12 protein-coding genes are annotated in these 16,309 nt (G+C 61.9%); 4 read left to right on the forward strand and 8 right to left on the reverse strand.

Going from position 1 to position 16,309, the window contains the following annotated elements; genetic code table 11:
- Genes FEE99_RS00215 through FEE99_RS00230 form a run of 4 tightly spaced genes read right to left on the reverse strand, consistent with a single transcriptional unit; the run spans nucleotide 1 to nucleotide 7,746 of the window.
- Nucleotides 1–4,575: an alpha-2-macroglobulin family protein gene (locus FEE99_RS00215; RefSeq protein WP_081932418.1), complete on the reverse strand. Its 4,575-nt coding sequence runs from the start codon at nucleotides 4,573–4,575 to the stop codon at nucleotides 1–3.
- Complete coding sequence (locus FEE99_RS00220) at nucleotides 4,572–5,222, reverse strand: DUF1175 domain-containing protein (RefSeq protein WP_041477701.1); 651 nt, start codon at nucleotides 5,220–5,222, stop codon at nucleotides 4,572–4,574. The genes FEE99_RS00215 and FEE99_RS00220 overlap by 4 nt, the downstream gene beginning before the upstream one ends.
- Complete coding sequence (locus FEE99_RS00225) at nucleotides 5,207–6,919, reverse strand: DUF2138 domain-containing protein (RefSeq protein ID WP_041477851.1); 1,713 nt, start codon at nucleotides 6,917–6,919, stop codon at nucleotides 5,207–5,209. The genes FEE99_RS00220 and FEE99_RS00225 overlap by 16 nt, the downstream gene beginning before the upstream one ends.
- A gap of 35 nt (nucleotides 6,920–6,954) precedes the next feature.
- The gene (locus tag FEE99_RS00230; protein ID WP_041477700.1) at nucleotides 6,955–7,746 is read right to left on the reverse strand and encodes a YfaP family protein; all 792 of its coding nucleotides are present in this window, start codon (nucleotides 7,744–7,746) and stop codon (nucleotides 6,955–6,957) included.
- A gap of 497 nt (nucleotides 7,747–8,243) precedes the next feature.
- Here FEE99_RS00230 and FEE99_RS00235 point away from each other — a divergent pair, with 497 nt between their 5' ends.
- From FEE99_RS00235 to FEE99_RS00250, 4 genes are all read left to right on the forward strand, one after another.
- Nucleotides 8,244–8,486 carry an exodeoxyribonuclease VII small subunit gene (locus FEE99_RS00235; protein ID WP_016772991.1) on the forward strand — a complete coding sequence of 81 codons (243 nt, stop codon included), beginning with the start codon at nucleotides 8,244–8,246 and terminating at the stop codon, nucleotides 8,484–8,486.
- Nucleotides 8,483–9,370: a (2E,6E)-farnesyl diphosphate synthase gene (ispA, locus tag FEE99_RS00240; protein ID WP_041477698.1), complete on the forward strand. Its 888-nt coding sequence runs from the start codon at nucleotides 8,483–8,485 to the stop codon at nucleotides 9,368–9,370. The genes FEE99_RS00235 and ispA overlap by 4 nt, the downstream gene beginning before the upstream one ends.
- A gap of 91 nt (nucleotides 9,371–9,461) precedes the next feature.
- Entirely contained in the window at nucleotides 9,462–11,360 is a 1,899-nt protein-coding gene (gene dxs, locus FEE99_RS00245; RefSeq protein ID WP_041477697.1) for a 1-deoxy-D-xylulose-5-phosphate synthase, read from the forward strand.
- Between the two features lie 140 nt (nucleotides 11,361–11,500).
- Nucleotides 11,501–13,387 carry a TonB-dependent receptor domain-containing protein gene (locus FEE99_RS00250; RefSeq protein ID WP_041477696.1) on the forward strand — a complete coding sequence of 629 codons (1,887 nt, stop codon included), beginning with the start codon at nucleotides 11,501–11,503 and terminating at the stop codon, nucleotides 13,385–13,387.
- A 105-nt stretch (nucleotides 13,388–13,492) separates the two neighbouring features.
- Here the strand turns inward: FEE99_RS00250 and FEE99_RS00255 are convergent, their stop codons facing one another.
- From FEE99_RS00255 to FEE99_RS00270, 4 genes are all read right to left on the reverse strand, one after another.
- The gene (locus FEE99_RS00255; protein WP_041477695.1) at nucleotides 13,493–14,293 is read right to left on the reverse strand and encodes a cobalamin-binding protein; all 801 of its coding nucleotides are present in this window, start codon (nucleotides 14,291–14,293) and stop codon (nucleotides 13,493–13,495) included.
- Nucleotides 14,293–14,712: a hypothetical protein gene (locus FEE99_RS00260; protein WP_041477693.1), complete on the reverse strand. Its 420-nt coding sequence runs from the start codon at nucleotides 14,710–14,712 to the stop codon at nucleotides 14,293–14,295. The genes FEE99_RS00255 and FEE99_RS00260 overlap by 1 nt, the downstream gene beginning before the upstream one ends.
- Nucleotides 14,709–15,326 (reverse strand): GTP cyclohydrolase II, encoded by a 618-nt coding sequence (gene ribA / locus FEE99_RS00265; RefSeq protein ID WP_041477692.1) that lies wholly within the window; start codon nucleotides 15,324–15,326, stop codon nucleotides 14,709–14,711. The genes FEE99_RS00260 and ribA overlap by 4 nt, the downstream gene beginning before the upstream one ends.
- Before the next feature lie 243 nt (nucleotides 15,327–15,569).
- Entirely contained in the window at nucleotides 15,570–16,307 is a 738-nt protein-coding gene (locus tag FEE99_RS00270; protein WP_041477691.1) for a substrate-binding periplasmic protein, read from the reverse strand.
- Between the last annotated feature and the right edge of the window lie 2 nt (nucleotides 16,308–16,309).

Consider the following 16,309-nt stretch of genomic DNA (forward strand, 5'->3'; position numbering starts at 1 on the left):
TCAGTTGACCGTGACCTGACCGAGGGCAGCTTTAGCCTCCTGGGCCTGATGCTGCGGCGCATACACCTGCTTGAAGCGTACCGGCGGCAGGTTGAACTGGCCCTTCTGCGAGAAGCGCACCAGATGGCGCAGGCGCAATTCGCCACTCAGCGCATCAACCGGCACCGCGTAAGCCAACTGACCCGGTTCAAATCGCGCCTTCTCCAGCGCGGTCGGTTCGGTGCCGTCCTTGCCCTGCAACTTGATGCCCCACGTCGTGCGCTCGACATCCGCGCCCGGTGGCAGCGGCACTTCAAGCATGCCGTAGCGCAGCGGTTTCGGTGCCTTGCTGGTGAGGATCACCTCGTCCAGGTACAGGCTGTCGCTGGACAACGGTTTAGTGCCGACCGGCTCGAGTTTGAAGGTGAACGCCTCGTCGCCCGGCACCAGCCGCGACAGACGCCGAGTGACGCTCACGGCCATCGGATCGACCTGCGGCTGTTGAGTCTGAAAGCTCAGAGCTGCACGCAACGGCCGCTCTTGCGTGCCGGACACGCTCAGTACGTTCGGCAAAGGCGTCGCGCCTTGCCATGTCCAGTACATCTCGCCGCTGGCGCCGTAGTTTTTCTTCCAGCCCTCACCCGGCATCAGCGCGATGGTCGGCGAGGCCTGAGCGATGCTGCGTTGCAGCCAGGTCAGCGCCAGTGCACGTTCCAGTGTCGATTGCTGCGGCAACAGACGTTGCAACAACGCCGTCGCGCGAGCCTGATCGAACGGTTGCAGCGACAGGTTCAGTGCTTCAACGAAGGGCTGCGAGCTGACGGCCAGACGTTGTTGCGCTGCGCCCAGTTGCCGATTGAACGCCTCCGGCAAAGCAACTTTCGCCTGCGTGGCCAACGATGCAGTGAGTACCCGCGTCGTCGCCAGACCAAGTGCCGAATCCGGGTCGTTCATCACCAGACTGTCCTGGCCGTCGTCGAGCAAGGTTTCGGCACTGCCTTCACCGGCCTTGACCAGATCGTCGATCAGACCGATGAGCAGCGTGTTCACTGGCAGCTGCATCTGTTTGGCGAACGACAGAATCAGCGCCCGCTGCAGCAATGGCGTATTCGGCGCTTGCTTGGCATAAACCTCCAGCACTCGCTGCCAGTGCTCCGGCGGCAAGGTCAGCTCGAGTACGCGGCTGGCATTCCAGTCAGCGTAATAGGCATAGGCGGTGAGAAATGCATCCGGCTCGCCGTCGTAGCCCCACCAGGTGAAGCTCGCCGACGGCCCGGCCATTTGCACCAGACGCAGACGGCTGTTCTGCATGATCAGGCGCAAGCGATCGCGAATCTGCGGGTTCGACGCCAGCGATGGATAAGCGATGCTCAGCGGCAGCAAGCGACTGGCCGTCTGCTCGACGCCGCCGTACGGGTAGCCAAGCAGATCATCGAGGGCGGAACGGAACAGCGCTTGCGGACTGTCATCCAGACGCAGGCGGATATCCGTGGCATCCGCCGGCAAACTCAACGGCGTATCGCCGCTGACCACATCGAGGCTTTGTGTCTGGGTGACCTGCCAGCCTTCACCGGTGGCACTCAAGCGCACAGCCAGGGCATCGGCGACTTTGCCGTCCTGCACCAGCTCCGCCGTCCACTCGCCAGAGGCCAAAGCGAACGCCGGCAGTGGCAGGTAATTGATGCCGCTGTTCAGGGTCACCGGCAGACGTTGTTCGGTACCGGCATAGTGAGTTACCAGTTCAGCCTTGACCGGTTTCTCCGCCTGACTGAACGCAAACACGCCCAGCTGCGGCTGATCGCCCTTGCGGAATTTGCTCGGCCCGCTCCACTTCAGGTAAAGCGGTTTTTCCGAACGGACAAACTGCTTCTTCTGCCCGACCTGACCGTCATCGGCAATCGCCCGAGCGGTGATGCGCCAGCGGGTCAGCGAGTCCGGCATCTTGAAGGTGAAGCGGGTTTTGCCGTCGTCGCCGGTCAACAGCTCCGGCTGCCACGCAGCAGTGTCGACGTCTTCACGGCGCGGACGCTCAAGCACCTTCACGCCGCGTTCGCTGCGATTGGCCTTGCCCGGAGCGCCGGGGCTACCCGGCAATGCCACGTCGTAGCTGATGAACGACAGGCTGGCACTGGTGCGCACATTGTTGCGCCGTGGGTGGTAGAAGAACTGATCGATGGTCGGCGCGACTTCCGGTTGCAGCGCGTAGATCATTTCGTCGACCACACTGACCGTCAAGTGTGCCGGAACCGCTTTGCCGGCGAACTGCGTGGTGAGGTCGACCGTGACCGTATCGCCCGGCAGGTACACCGCTTTGTCGGTGCTGATCGCCACGTCGATTTGCGGCGCGACCACTTTGATCCCGGCGTTCTGAAAGCTGTACTGACCGCCCTTGGTGTAGAGCACGGAGAAGGTCAGGTTCGGCGCGAAGCTGTCTTTCACCGCAATGCGCGCGCGGTATTGGGTGTCGCTGAGTTTTTCCAGTTTCAGCCAGTCGCCGCCCTTGGCCAGCAGCGCAGTGGCCTCGACCTTGTCGCGCTCGAGCGACAGCAGTGCATCGCTGACCGGCTCAGGGAAGGTGATCAGCGCCAGCGCTTCTTCGCCCGCCTTGTACTCGGGCTTGTCGAGGACGATTTCCACGGTACCCGGCACCGCTTTCACACCGTCGCCGGTGACCGAATGGCCGGTGGCGCCGAGGACGCGACCGTGTTGATCCTTCAAGGTCAGGTTGTAAGTGCCCGGGCGTTCGAAGGCCATGCTGAAGCCTTTGTCATTCGCCGCGAGTTTGCCCTCGCCTGTGCTCTGGTCTTCCAGACGCACCCAACCATACGTGCTTGGGGTCACCGCTTTGCTTTGCTCGGTGCCGCCCTCATTGGCGTAGCTGAACGCAACCTTGTCACCGACTGCACTGAAGCGTTGCGGCGCGCTCAGGCGGAAGCTCGCCGCGCCACGGTCGATGAGGATTTCCTTGGTGGTCTTGACCCGATACGCCGCGCCATCGCTGGCGAACACGGTGAGCATGTAGCGGCTCGGTTTATCGGCTGCCGGCAAATCGAGGGTCGCGTTGCCTTTGCTGTCGGTGGTCAGTTCGGTGCTGGTTAGTTCCACCGGGAATTGCCCGAGGTATTGCAGCTCGTTGTCGACCATCGACAGTTGCTGGGCGCGCAGGCTCAGGCTCAATTTGGCGTTGGCCACCGGTTTGCCGTCCGGATAGAGCAGCACCAGATTGCCTTTCACCGGCTCACCGGTGCGGTAATCCTGCTTGGCCAGATTCAGCGAGATTTCGAAGTGCGGCTTGATGTATTCAGCGACGCGGAAAGCACTGCTGTAGGCCTGATCCTTGTAGTTGAAACGGATCTCGTAACCACCGGCCACGGCGTTATCCGGCAACTGGAAGCGACCCTGGGTACCTGCTTTCGAATCAAGCTTCAGATTGAGGGTTTGCAGTTCGGTCCCCGTGGCATCGAGCACGCTGACACTGACATCCGCCGCGCCCGGCAGAACCGAATCCCGGGCATTCTTGAACTCGCGCCCGACGATTTTCAGCGACACCCAATCGCCCGGGCGATACAGCGGCCGATCGGTGAAGGCATACAGTTTGGTGTCGTAGATTTCGCTGTCGTAGTAGAAGTTTTCCGAGACGAATACGCCGCCCTCTTCGTCCTCGCCGATGACGAACGAACGCTCCGGGCTGACGTGTTTCAGACGCAGCAGACCGTCGGCATCGGTAGCACCGCTGCTCATCACGCCGAGGCCATCGGTCCACAGCACATTGACCTTCGGCACCGAGCTGCCTTCGTGTTTGCGCGCGGCCCAGACCAGCAATTCATCACCGGCAATCTTGCTTACCGCGACGGTGTTGGAGACGAACACCATGGTGGTCGCGCGGTACTTGCCGATCAGCGCTTCGACCAGATACAGCCCCGGTTTCAGATTACCCAGCGGAATGTAGACGTTGCCCGGTGCGACGCTGACGAAGTCGCTGGACGAGCCGGCCAGATTGACCCCGGCCGGCGGCTGAATCGGCTTGGCCTGCCACAGCGGATAACGGAACTGGCTGACCACCGGCAGACCCGGGATCAGCGCGAATTGCGGCTGCGCGTCGTACGGCGTCGGCGCCACCATGGCCTCGCCCATTTTCAGTTCCGGCACTTCTTCGGTGACCTGCTTGCGTGACTCGTAAGAGAACGCACGCTGCATCACCCGGCGGGATTTGCGATACCAGTTGTCCCACAGATACGCGAGAGTGTTGGACAAACCTTCGCCCTTGAACTGGCCGTCACTGACGACGCGGTGCAGGTTCTTCTGGCGCTTGAGGAAATCCAGCGGCTTGTCGATGCGGTATACGCGAATGTCGGCGCCGCCGTACGGTTCCATGCGAAAGCGCCGGTAGTCACGACCCGGGGCTTCGAGGCGGACCATCGCCGGCTCGTCGCTGGCAAAACTGCTGTCGGCGAGCAGGAAGAAACTCTCACCGGCCACCGGCGTGTAATTGCTCGGCTCCACCGAGTCTTCGGCATTGACGCAGGAAAACGGCAGCAACAACGCCAACAGCAAGGAAATTCGCGAACAGATACGCAACATGCGGGCACCGGTCATTGGGAGAGAAAGTTCAGTCGATAGACGCCGATGAAGTTGGGGTTGGCTGCGTCGGGTATCCATCGGGTGTCCTTCCATGTCATGAGTTGCTGCAGGCTTGCCGAACGCATGCCGTTGTCAGTGGGGGTGGTGGTGCCGGTGTGATAGGCGATGTAGCGGCCCATCCAGATCATCAGGTGCTGGTCGTCGCCCTGATCGAAAAACATCAGGTCACCGGGCCGCGCCTGCGCCACATCGCGGCCGACCAGGTGGCTGTTGAACTGAATCAGTTTGATCGCGTTGACGTACGGCCCGACCTTGCCGCCGCCCTGCTGCCACTGTTGCGCGAGCTTGCGTTGCTCGTTGCTCAGCGTCAGTTCCGGCGGCAGGTAGCGATTGGACAGACCATTGCTGCGCAGCCATTTGTCGTCGTGGACTTTCAGCGCTTCGTTGGCGGCAAAGCGCACCAGGCCGGCGCAGTCCTGCTGATACCAGCGCGGGCTTGGGCCTTGGCTCAATTGCTCTTGAGCAATACGCACAAACCAGGCGCGAAACACCTGGGATTGCGCCGGGTCGAGCGCTGGCGCTTCAACCGCACGGGCGCCTGCGCTCAGCAGCAAAGCAAGCAAGCCGAGGCTGCGGATCAGTGCGCTCACAGCGCCTTCCATTCCAGCGGCAGCCATTGCCAGTGGCCGTCAGGCTCACTGCCTTCGGGCAAGGTCAGGGCATATTTGCCGTAGCCGCCGAGGGTGCGCAGTTTCGGCATCAGGTAGGTTTGCGCGGCGTTGTAGAACACCGGCTCCATATCCTGCGGCAGGCTGTCGAGGGTTTCGCGCTGCATCAGTTGCGCCATCGCGTCCGGGCCGAAGTAGATCGGCATCAATACGTCTTTTGGCAGCACGTCGGCCATCGGCGGGAAGCGCTTGTCGAGGGTGCCGAGGGCTTTGTCGACGAGTTTGTCGTCGAGGGAAAACAGCAGCGTCGAGCCATGACGGGCGAGGCTGACTTTCATGAACGCCTTGCCGGAAATCGCCTCCGGGTTCTCGGCGGTCTTCGCCGCGTACGGCCCGAAACTGGAACTGACCTGACGCTGCCAGACGTGGCTCTGGCCTTCCTGCTTGTCGATCACCGGGAATACGCTTTCGGCGACATTGGCTTCGAACGCGCCGACCATCGAACCGAACAACTTGCCCAGATCACCGTCAAGCTTGCTGCTGTCCTCGTCTTTGAGGCTGGCGACCAGCAATGGCGTGTACAGCCGCGAATCGGCGTACCAGCACAGGCCAGCCGCGCCGGCGACATGTTCGGTGAGGGTCTGCGCCACCGTTTCTTCGGCGCCGAGCTTGATCAATATCGGCTTCTGCGGTTCGGCCGCCACTGGCAGGGTCACGCAAGCGCTCGCGCCCAACGGCATCGCCTGCCAGACCGGTTTGAAATCGAAGTCCGGCTGGTTTTCCAGTTCATCCATGGCCAGATAGCTGTGCCAGCCCTTGTCGTCCATGTCGAAACGCAGTCCGGCGAAATTCGGGATGAAGCGCTGATAGCCCATGGCGAGCACGCTGGAATTGACCGACAGACGCTGCTTGGTTTCCGGGCTTTTCGCCGGCAAGCCGAACGCTTCGGGGAAAAGTTTTTCACCGTTGAGCAACGCCGCCAGCGCTTGCGCGGAGACGCGGCCCGATTCTTCCGAGACGCCGCTTTCCGGGTCGTAGTACTTGGCTGGATTGGACAGCACCACCAGTTTGTCGCCGCGCGACGCAAACAGCAGCGATTTGCTGGCGTTGTAGCTGAGTTGATACAGCGGCACGTCATCGCCGCCGACTTTGAGAGTGCCGAAGACGCTGAGCTGGGTGTCATCCAGCGCCACTTTCGCCAATGGCTCGAGCAGCTTGGCCAGCCCGCCGCGATCCATCACCAGCAGGAAATCCTTCAGGCGACCATCGGCGCCACGCCACAGCGCAACATCGGCCGGTTGATCGAAAAGCTGCTCGATCAGGCTGTCCTGCAACTTCAGGTCATGCTCGTAGATGATCCGCCGCAGGCTGCCGATCAGGCCGAGGCGATCGGCGTGGGTTTCGTAATAGAAGACGAAATCCTCGGTAAGCGTGGCCTTGAGGAACGGCACCGTCAGGAGGTCCTTGGGCAACTGGCTCAGCGAACGGGTTTCGAGCAAGGCGTCCGGACGACCGAGGCCGAGCCTGTCACTGACCAGTGCCGCCGCCGGCGCTTTGGGCTTGAGCAGCAGCCAGCCGAAACCGCCCGCCACACCGGCCACCAGGCACAGGCCGAGCACGACCAGCGGCCAGCGCCGCGAAGGTTTGGCCGCCGGTGTCGCGGCAGCTGGAGTCACAGTGTTATCGCTCATGTTCACAACATCCGAGTTCATCCGTGGCGGGATGCTTAATAGTTGAAAGTCTTGACCAGCAGCAGATCACCGATCGCCCGCAGGGGCACGATGAAGGTTTCGCGTTTTTCGTCGACGGTGTTTTCGTTGAGCACCAGGGTGATCTGCGAGGTGATCACCTCGTTCTGATTGCTGGCCTCCTCGAAGTTATAGCCACCATTGCCGTAGTTGCCCCAATAGTTGACGTAGACCAGATACGTGCCGTGCAGCGGCGCGGTCATGGTGAACATTTCCGGGCCGGGGCCGTCGACACCATCCGGGTCGAGGCCTCCGCCATTGCTCAGCGCCGGCCGTGCCCAAAAGGCATGCTGACCGTCGGGGGTGACAATATGCAGATCCAGCTCGGCTTTCGGGTCGTCCCATCCCAAGACAAGACGAATCTTCGCCGGCGTGCGCAGATTATTTGCTTCATAAAATTGCACGCGCTTGAGCGACTGGCCCTCGGCGCTGATCACTTCGACGCTGTTGGAACCGGCGCCAAATGCGTAGGGCCGGGCAAAACGTCCCTGATCATCGGTGTACAGATTCAATGGATTGCCGTTGACGGCGAGGCTGTGCGGCGGACGCATGTGGCCGAGGGCTTTGAGCTGGCCCTGGATCATCGTGCGATTGCGCTGAATGCCGCGATCGATCGGCGGCGTCGGGTAGGCGACCTGCGGATTTTCCGAGCGATCGAGCAAGCCGTGATAACGCCAGCCGCCGACTGGCTCGGACAATTGCGCAGTCGGCGCGGCCCACAGCACAGGCGCGCAGGCGAAGCCGATCAGCAGCAAAAGAAATGAACGCATGTGACGCCTCCTGCCATGCCTTGAACGAAACCTTGCACCCGATCCTCGGTACTTCACAGCGGTGAACTGCGTTTCGTCTGAATGCCCCGCAACTGTCGGGGCCGTAGAAGCCGCGAAGATTAGCGATTCGGCAGTTTTTTAACAATCGGATACATGTGTGATTGCTGTAGGAATCTCGCTTTCGAGAGGGCGTGAGCCGAATAGCGAAGTTATTCGGCTCACAAAATGAGCCGAATAAGCCTCAGCCCCGAAACTTCACATTAACTTTGTGACGAGGGGATTTATCCCCGCTCGGCTGCGCGGCAGTCGTAAAACCGGCGACTTCGATTTTCCTGAGAGTATCGGTTGTCTGGTTTTAGGGTTGCTACGCAACCCAGCGGGGATAAATCCCCTCGCCACAGGGGTCATGTGCGCGGCTTTGGGCGGGGCGCCTCATTTGCCCATACCCCCTATCTGCTAGTGTCGCGCCGGTTTAACGTCTACCGGAAATTGCCGCCATGGCCCGCAAAAAAGCTGCACTGGATTTCGAACAATCCCTCGCCGACCTGCAAACACTGGTCGAGCGTCTGGAGAACGGTGAATTGTCGCTGGAAGACTCGCTGACCGCTTTCGAGCAGGGCATCGGTCTGACCCGTGACTGCCAGGCGGCGCTGGCCCAGGCCGAGCAGAAAGTGCAGGTGCTGCTGGAGCGCGATGGCGAACTCGCCGAGGAACCCTTCGACGCGGATGAGCCAGAATGATCGCGGCGTATTCGGCGAGTAGTCAGGCCCGGGTCAACGCGGCGCTGGAAACGCTGTTCAACGCGCCGCTGCCGGAACTGGCGCGGCTCTACGAAGCGATGCGCTACAGCGTGATGAACGGCGGCAAGCGCGTGCGCCCGCTGCTGGCTTACGCGGCGTGCGAAGCCCTCGGCGGAAAGGCTGAACAGGCCAGCGGCGCGGCCTGTGCGGTCGAGTTGATCCACGCCTACTCGCTGGTGCATGACGATTTGCCGGCGATGGACGACGACGATCTGCGTCGCGGCCAGCCGACGACCCACAAGAAATTCGACGAAGCCTGCGCGATCCTCGCCGGTGACGGCTTGCAGAGCCTGGCCTTCAGCGCCCTGCTCGACCCGCGCCTGAGCGATTGCAGCAGCGAAATCCGTCTGCAGATGGTCACGGCGCTGGCGCACGCAGCCGGTCCGGCGGGCATGGTCGGTGGCCAGGCCATCGATCTGGGTTCGGTCGGTCTCAAGCTCGATCAAACAGCCCTGGAACAGATGCACCGACACAAGACCGGCGCGCTGATTGAAGTCAGCGTCAAGCTTGGTGCCCTGGCCAGCGGCCGCGCCCAGCCTGATCAGCTGCAGGCATTGCAGACTTATGCACAGGCCATCGGCCTGGCCTTTCAGGTGCAGGACGACATCCTCGACGTGGAAAGCGATACCGCTACCCTCGGCAAACGTCAGGGCGCCGACATTGCCCGGGACAAACCGACCTACCCGGCCCTGCTCGGCCTCGACGCTGCCAAGGCCTACGCTCTGGAACTGCGCGATCAGGCCCTGCAAGCGCTGCGACCGTTTGACGCGGCCGCCGAGCCGCTGCGCGAGCTGGCCCGGTATATCGTCGAGCGGCGCAACTGACGGCGTATCGGCCAAAAAAGACCAACGCGTGGGCAGGGGCCGATGCATCAGGTAAACTGCCGCATCTTTTATACCTATAACGATTCGCCTGATGCCCACGACGTTTCATGAGATTCCCCGCAAGCGCCCGACCACGCCCCTGCTCGACCGCGCGAACACGCCGGACGGCCTGCGCCGGTTAGGCGAAGCCGAGCTGGAAACCCTGGCCGATGAGTTGCGCCTGGAATTGCTCTACACGGTCGGCCAGACCGGTGGGCATTTCGGTGCCGGCCTGGGCGTGATCGAGCTGACCATCGCGCTGCATTACGTCTTCGACACCCCGGACGACCGTCTGCTGTGGGACGTCGGGCATCAGGCGTATCCGCACAAGATCCTCACCGGTCGCCGCGAGCGCATGGCCAGCCTGCGTCAGAAGGACGGCATTGCCGCATTCCCGCGCCGCTCCGAGAGCGAGTACGACACCTTCGGCGTCGGCCACTCCAGCACTTCGATCAGCGCCGCGCTGGGCATGGCCATTGCTGCCCGCCTGCAGGACAGCGATCGCAAGGCCATCGCCGTGATCGGCGACGGCGCGCTGACCGCCGGCATGGCTTTCGAGGCGCTCAACCATGCGCCTGAAGTCAACGCCAACATGCTGGTGATTCTCAACGACAACGATATGTCGATCTCGCGCAACGTCGGCGGGTTGTCGAACTATCTGGCGAAGATCCTTTCCAGCCGCACCTACGCGAGCATGCGCGAGGGCAGCAAGAAAGTCCTTTCGCGCCTGCCCGGCGCCTGGGAAATCGCCCGTCGTACCGAAGAATATGCCAAGGGCATGCTGGTCCCCGGCACCCTGTTCGAAGAGCTGGGCTGGAACTACATCGGCCCGATCGACGGCCACGACCTGCCCACCTTGATCGCCACCCTGCGCAACATGCGCGATCTCAAAGGCCCGCAGTTCCTGCACATCGTCACCAAGAAAGGCAAAGGCTTCGCCCCGGCGGAAGTCGACCCGATCGGCTACCACGCCATCACCAAACTCGAACCACTGGACGCCCCGGCCGCCGCGCCTAAAGCCGCCAGCGGGCCGAAGTATTCGGCGGTGTTCGGCGAGTGGCTGTGCGACATGGCGGCGGCTGACGCGCGTCTGGTCGGGATCACCCCGGCGATGAAGGAAGGCTCGGATCTGGTGGCGTTCAGCGAGCGTTTCCCGGAGCGTTATTTCGACGTGGCGATTGCCGAGCAGCACGCGGTCACTTTCGCCGCCGGCATGGCCTGCGAAGGCGCGAAACCGGTGGTGGCGATCTATTCGACATTCCTGCAACGCGGTTACGACCAACTGGTACACGACGTCGCGGTGCAGAACCTCGACGTGCTGTTCGCCATTGACCGCGCCGGTCTGGTTGGCGAAGACGGCCCGACCCACGCTGGCAGCTATGACCTGTCCTACCTGCGCTGCATCCCGGGCATGCTCATCATGACCCCGAGCGATGAAAACGAATTGCGCAAAATGCTCACCACCGGCCACCTCTACAACGGCCCGGCGGCAGTGCGTTACCCACGCGGCAGCGGCCCGAATGCAGTCATCGAAAAAGATCTCGAAGCGATCGAAATCGGCAAGGGCATCGTCCGTCGTCAGGGCAGCAAGGTCGCCATGCTGGTGTTCGGCGTGCAACTGAGCGAAGCCTTGAAAGTTGCCGAGAAGCTCGACGCCACCGTGGTCGACATGCGTTTCGTCAAACCGCTGGATGAAGCGCTGGTGCGCGAGATCGCCGCTATCCACGAGTTGCTGGTGACTATCGAAGAGAACGCAATCATGGGCGGCGCCGGCGGCGCGGTCAGCGAATTCCTCGCCCGCGAGAACATTCTCAAGTCGATGCTGCATCTGGGCTTGCCGGACATTTACGTCGAGCATGCGAAACCGGCGCAGATGCTCGCCGAGTGCGGGCTGGATGAGGCCGGGATCGAAGCGTCGATTCGCCAGCGGCTGGATTTGCTCAACAGCTGACGCAATCCCTTGTAGGAGCTGCCGAAGGCTGCGATCTTTTGATCTTGCTCTTCGGCAGCTCCGGAACCTTTAAAAAGCAAAATCAAAAGATCGCAGCCTTCGGCAGCTCCTACATGGTTTTGCAAAGACCATAGATTGCCATGAACCTCTCCCGCCTCGCCCTGCCCTTCCTCCTGCTGCCAACCGTCAGTGCCGTCGCCGACACCTTCGAGCGCGATCAGGCGCTGAAGCTGCCGGACACGCTGATCAGCGCCAATCGTCAGGTCGAGGCGCGCAACGACAGCAGCGCCGCCAACACCGTGTTCACCCGCGAAGACATTGATCGCCTGCAACCCAGCGACGTGCCCGATCTGCTGCGTCGCGTGCCCGGCGTGCAAGTGGCGCAGACTGGCGGGCGCGGCAGTCTGCCGGGGATCTACATTCGCGGCACGCAATCGGCGCAGAGCCTGGTGCTGGTCGATGGCCAGCGCATCGGCAATTCGACTTCCGGCGACAGCAATCTGCAACATCTGAACATCGAGCAGATCGAGCGCGTCGAAGTGCTGCGTGGTTCACGCTCGGTGATTTACGGCAGCGACGCGATTGGCGGGGTGATCCAGATCTTCACACGACGTGGCACTGGGCAAGACTTGCAGCCACGCCTGCATCTGGGCTTTGGCAGTCAGCAGACATGGGAACGCAGCCTCGGCTTGTCCGGCGGCGACGAGAAAACCCGCTTCAACCTCGGCGCCAGCCTCGACGAAACGGCCGGGCTCGACCGTACCCACGAGTCGTATCCAAGCGACAGCGACCATGACGCCTACCGCAACAAATCCCTGAGCCTGAGCCTCAGCCACGCGTTGACCGAGGACATCGAAGTCGGCGCCAATCTGCTGGATAACCGTGGCAGGAGCGAATTCGACAATCCGTTCGGCCGCTTCGACATGGACACTTTCGAGTCGGTGCAACAGCAGCCCTACAGCGACTTCAATGTCAGCAGCATCAGCAGTTATGTCGATGCGCGGGTCAACGAAACCTGGAAAACCCGCATCGAATTCGGCCACAGCGAAAACCGCGAAAAGACCTTCGACAAGCTCAGCGACGAGCGCACGGTGTTCAACACCTATCGCGACTCGGTGAACTGGCAGAACGACCTGACGCTCGACCCGCGCAACAGCCTGATCCTCGGTGGCGACTGGTACGAAGACCGGATCAACAGCAGCACTGCGTTCGACGAGGACAGCCGCTGGAATCGCGCAGCCTTCATCCAGCACCGTTATCAGGCGGACAGTTTCTCCACCGAGATCGGCGTGCGCCACGACGACAACCAGCAGTTCGGCAGCCAGAACACTTGGAGCGGCACTTTCACCCTGCCGCTCAATCCGGATAACGACGTGCTGCTGAGCTACAGCGAAGGTTTCCGCGCGCCGACCTTCAACGACCTGTACTACCCGGATTTCAGCAATCCCGACCTGAAACCGGAAACCTCAAAAAGCTACGAACTGCAATGGCGCAGCCAATTGAGCGACAGCGCGCGGCTGGAGGCCTCGATTTACCGCACCGATCTGCAGGACGCTATCATCTTCGGTAGCAACTCACGCCCGCAGAACGTTGCATCAGCGCGCATCAACGGTTTTGAAGCGGCGCTGAAGCAGGAGCTGTTTGGCTGGCAGAGCAATCTCGGCGTGGCGATCATTGACCCGCGAGATCGCGATACCGGGCATACGCTGGCCCGACGGGCGCGGCGCACGGCCAGTTGGGATCTGGATCGGCAGTTCGATCGCTTGGGTGTGGGCGCCAGTTGGCAATTGGTCAGTGGCAGTTACGACGACTTGAACAACACCCAGTCGCTGGGCGGCTACGGCACGCTCGGGCTGCGCAGCAGTTGGGCGCTTACTCGTGAGATCAAGCTGGATCTGAAGGTGGATAACCTGCTGGACAAGGGTTACAGCCGGGCGAACTACAGCTATGAAGGTGCGCAGTATGGCTATCGTGAGGAAGGTCGGGCGTGGATGTTCGGGGTGACGTGGACCCCGGAAACTCGCTGAGATCCAATGTAGGAGCTGCCGAAGGCTGCGTTCTTTTGATCTTGATCTTCGGCGGCTCCGATACCGCCAAAAACAAAGTCAAAAGATCGCAGCCTTCGGCAGCTCCTACATGTCCGGCGCGATCGATTGGCAAAGCTTGGCGGTGGCGCTGATCATCTGCCCGCTCGGTCGCTCAAGGCCTTTGTCAGTGACCAATAGCAGTCTCCCCAGCCTGACCGCCGCCACCTGCGGCCAGGCCTTCCACGCCCCTAGCTGGGCCTGATCACCGGCGACAATCACCTCGGGATCACGCTGCAATACCGCCTCGATACTCACTTGTGGTGCCGGCAGATTCAGCTCGGCGAAAATATTGCGCGCGCCGCACACCTCAAGCGCATCGCTGATGATCTGCCCGCCACCGATGGTGTACAGCGGCTTGTCCCAGACCTGATAAAACACCCGCAGCGGCACATCACGACGATAACGCTGGCGCAGATCATTCAGCTGCTCGCGCAATTCGGCCGCTCGTTTCGCCCCACGTTCAGGACGCCCCAGCTGTTTGCTGATCGCTTCAATTTGCGTCGCCAGTTGCGTCAACGTGTGCGGCTCGGCGACGAAGGTCGGAATGTTCAGACGCTTGAGCTGATCACGCTGCCCCGCGCCGACGCTGCCGGGCCAGAGCAGCAGCAAATCCGGTTTCAGGCTGAGCAAGCGCTCCATGTCGAGCTGACCGTAGCGCCCCACAGACGCAACATCGGCAATTGCCGGCGGCCGCTCGCCCGCATCCAGCACGCCGACCAACAGGTCGGCAGAGTCCAGTTCAACGACGATTTCGGAAAGCGACGGCGCGAGGCTGACCACCCGCAATGCGGCCGGAACCTGACTGCTCAGGGCGAGCAGCACAACCGCCAGCCACAGGCGATGCATCAACCGAGTTGACGCGGAATACGGTAGAGGTAGAACAGCACGGCGGTGGACAGCGCCAGCAGCATCAACGGCACGGCTTCGAGGCCGACGAACACCGCCAGTGCGCCAATCCAGGCCGGCAAGGACGCTACCAGCAACGCCGTACGCCGACGCGCCGCAAGGGCAATCCAGGCGGCGGGTTCTTCGGCGGTATCGAGGGCTTTTTGCGTGGCGATCAACGCGTGTTTGTAGCGGGCGAAATACTTCAGGCTGACAAACATCGAGGCGACGCCGGCGATGAACAAGGGCATTGCCAGCACTGGCAACAGGCCCTGGCCTTCACCGAACAGCGCGTTGAGCACGAACAGCGGCAACAGCGCCAGCGCCAGGTATTGCCACCAGGCCACCGCCAACCGCCGCCGCACCTGGCCGCGGGTCACGCGCGGTCGGCCTCGCCCTGATGCTCGTTGCCCATCATGTGGTCGAGCTTGCTGGCCTTGGTCGCCAGGTAGAGTTTGTTGTGCGGATTGTGCCCGGTGTGCAGCGGCACGCGTTCGGCGACGACGATGCCCATGTCGGTCAGCGCTTTGACCTTGCGCGGGTTGTTGGTCATCAGACGCAGGGATTTCACGCCCAGGTGTTCGAGCATCGGCAGGCACATGGCGTAGTCGCGCTGATCGGCAGCAAAGCCCAGACGCTCGTTGGCTTCCACGGTGTCAGCGCCGCCGTCCTGCAACTCGTAGGCACGGATCTTGTTCAGCAGACCGATGCCACGCCCTTCCTGACGCAGATACAGCAGCACGCCACGACCTTCGCGGGCGATCGCCTGCAGCGCGGCTTCCAGTTGCGAGCCGCAGTCGCAACGCTGGCTGAACAAGGCATCGCCGGTCAGGCATTCGGAATGCAGGCGACCGAGTACCGGGGCGCCATCGGCAATTTCACCGAGGCTCAGCACGACGTGCTCACGCCCGGTGCTCTCATCGAGAAAGCCGTGCATGGTGAATTGCGCAAAAGGCGTTGGCAGCTTGGAAGCGGCGACGAAGACGACAGGCACCGATGTGCTCCTGATCTAGAAGACTGAAAATTCGCAGGCCGGCATTGTAACAGCAGGTTCCTGTAGACGCTTAGGCTGAATTATCGGGCATAAACATCAAAAAGTTTGATGACAGCTGCCGCCAGCACCGCCGCTCCCTGTAGGAGCTGTCGAGTGCAACGAGGCTGCGATCTTTTGATCTGGCTTGATATCAAGATCAAAAGTCGCAGCGTGCCGCAGCTCCTACAGAGATTTGAGTCGGCTTCAGTTCGGGTTGAACGGATACGGCTGCTGCCACTTTTCGAAGACCGGCTTCAACTCTCCGCTCTTGACCAGTTCCGCCATGCGCCGGTCATACAGCGCCATTAACACGCGAGCCTGTGGGGTATCGGCGAAACCGAGAAACAGCGGCAACTCAGCCAGATGCGAATAGCGGTACTGCGCTGGATCTGCAGCATCGCGCACGACCGCTTCAATTTCGGTCAGCGCGTCAATGTAGTAATCCGCCCGCCCCTGCTTGAGCATCAGCAGGATGCCGGTGCGCCGTTCGATCTGGTTGAAGCGCTGAATGTTCGGCAAGTAGTTTTCGTAACGGTAGCCGCGCACCCAGGCCAAACGGTATCTGCCCAGGGTGGCCAGGGTCGGCGGCGGGCTGCTCGCCAGGCCCAGCGCGTAGATGTGATCGGAATCGAACTTCCACTGCGGGTACAGCACCTGCGTGGCTTCGTCGCGGTAGGAGCCGACCAGTGCGTCGACCTCCTTCAACTGCACCAGCCCGATCGAACGGGTGTACGGCACCGTGCGAATATCCAGCTTGACCCCGGCCGGCTCGAACACTTTGCGCAACACGTCCCAGGCCAGACCATGGCCGTCAGCGGCGGTGTAATCCTCCCAGTCTTCGCTGGCCAGATGGATCACCGCAGGCAAAGGCGCGGCGGCCTGCGCGTGGGCGAACGTACCCAGCAGAGCCAGAAGCAGCAGCGCCAACCCACGTCGCAGCATTG

This window comes from Pseudomonas sp. ef1 (assembly GCF_007293365.2).
Classification (GTDB): Bacteria; Pseudomonadota; Gammaproteobacteria; order Pseudomonadales; family Pseudomonadaceae; genus Aquipseudomonas; species Aquipseudomonas siliginis.

Excerpts from the sequence above, each read along its gene's own strand:
- FEE99_RS00215 (WP_081932418.1), bottom strand. The coding sequence starts at position 4,575 with ATGACCGGTGCCCGCATGTTGCGTATCTGTTCGCGAATTTCCTTGCTG.
- FEE99_RS00220 (WP_041477701.1), bottom strand. The coding sequence starts at position 5,222 with ATGGAAGGCGCTGTGAGCGCACTGATCCGCAGCCTCGGCTTGCTTGCT.
- FEE99_RS00225 (WP_041477851.1), bottom strand. The coding sequence starts at position 6,919 with ATGAGCGATAACACTGTGACTCCAGCTGCCGCGACACCGGCGGCCAAA.
- FEE99_RS00230 (WP_041477700.1), bottom strand. The coding sequence starts at position 7,746 with ATGCGTTCATTTCTTTTGCTGCTGATCGGCTTCGCCTGCGCGCCTGTG.
- FEE99_RS00235 (WP_016772991.1), top strand. The coding sequence starts at position 8,244 with ATGGCCCGCAAAAAAGCTGCACTGGATTTCGAACAATCCCTCGCCGAC.
- ispA (WP_041477698.1), top strand. The coding sequence starts at position 8,483 with ATGATCGCGGCGTATTCGGCGAGTAGTCAGGCCCGGGTCAACGCGGCG.
- dxs (WP_041477697.1), top strand. The coding sequence starts at position 9,462 with ATGCCCACGACGTTTCATGAGATTCCCCGCAAGCGCCCGACCACGCCC.
- FEE99_RS00250 (WP_041477696.1), top strand. The coding sequence starts at position 11,501 with ATGAACCTCTCCCGCCTCGCCCTGCCCTTCCTCCTGCTGCCAACCGTC.
- FEE99_RS00255 (WP_041477695.1), bottom strand. The coding sequence starts at position 14,293 with ATGCATCGCCTGTGGCTGGCGGTTGTGCTGCTCGCCCTGAGCAGTCAG.
- FEE99_RS00270 (WP_041477691.1), bottom strand. The coding sequence starts at position 16,307 with ATGCTGCGACGTGGGTTGGCGCTGCTGCTTCTGGCTCTGCTGGGTACG.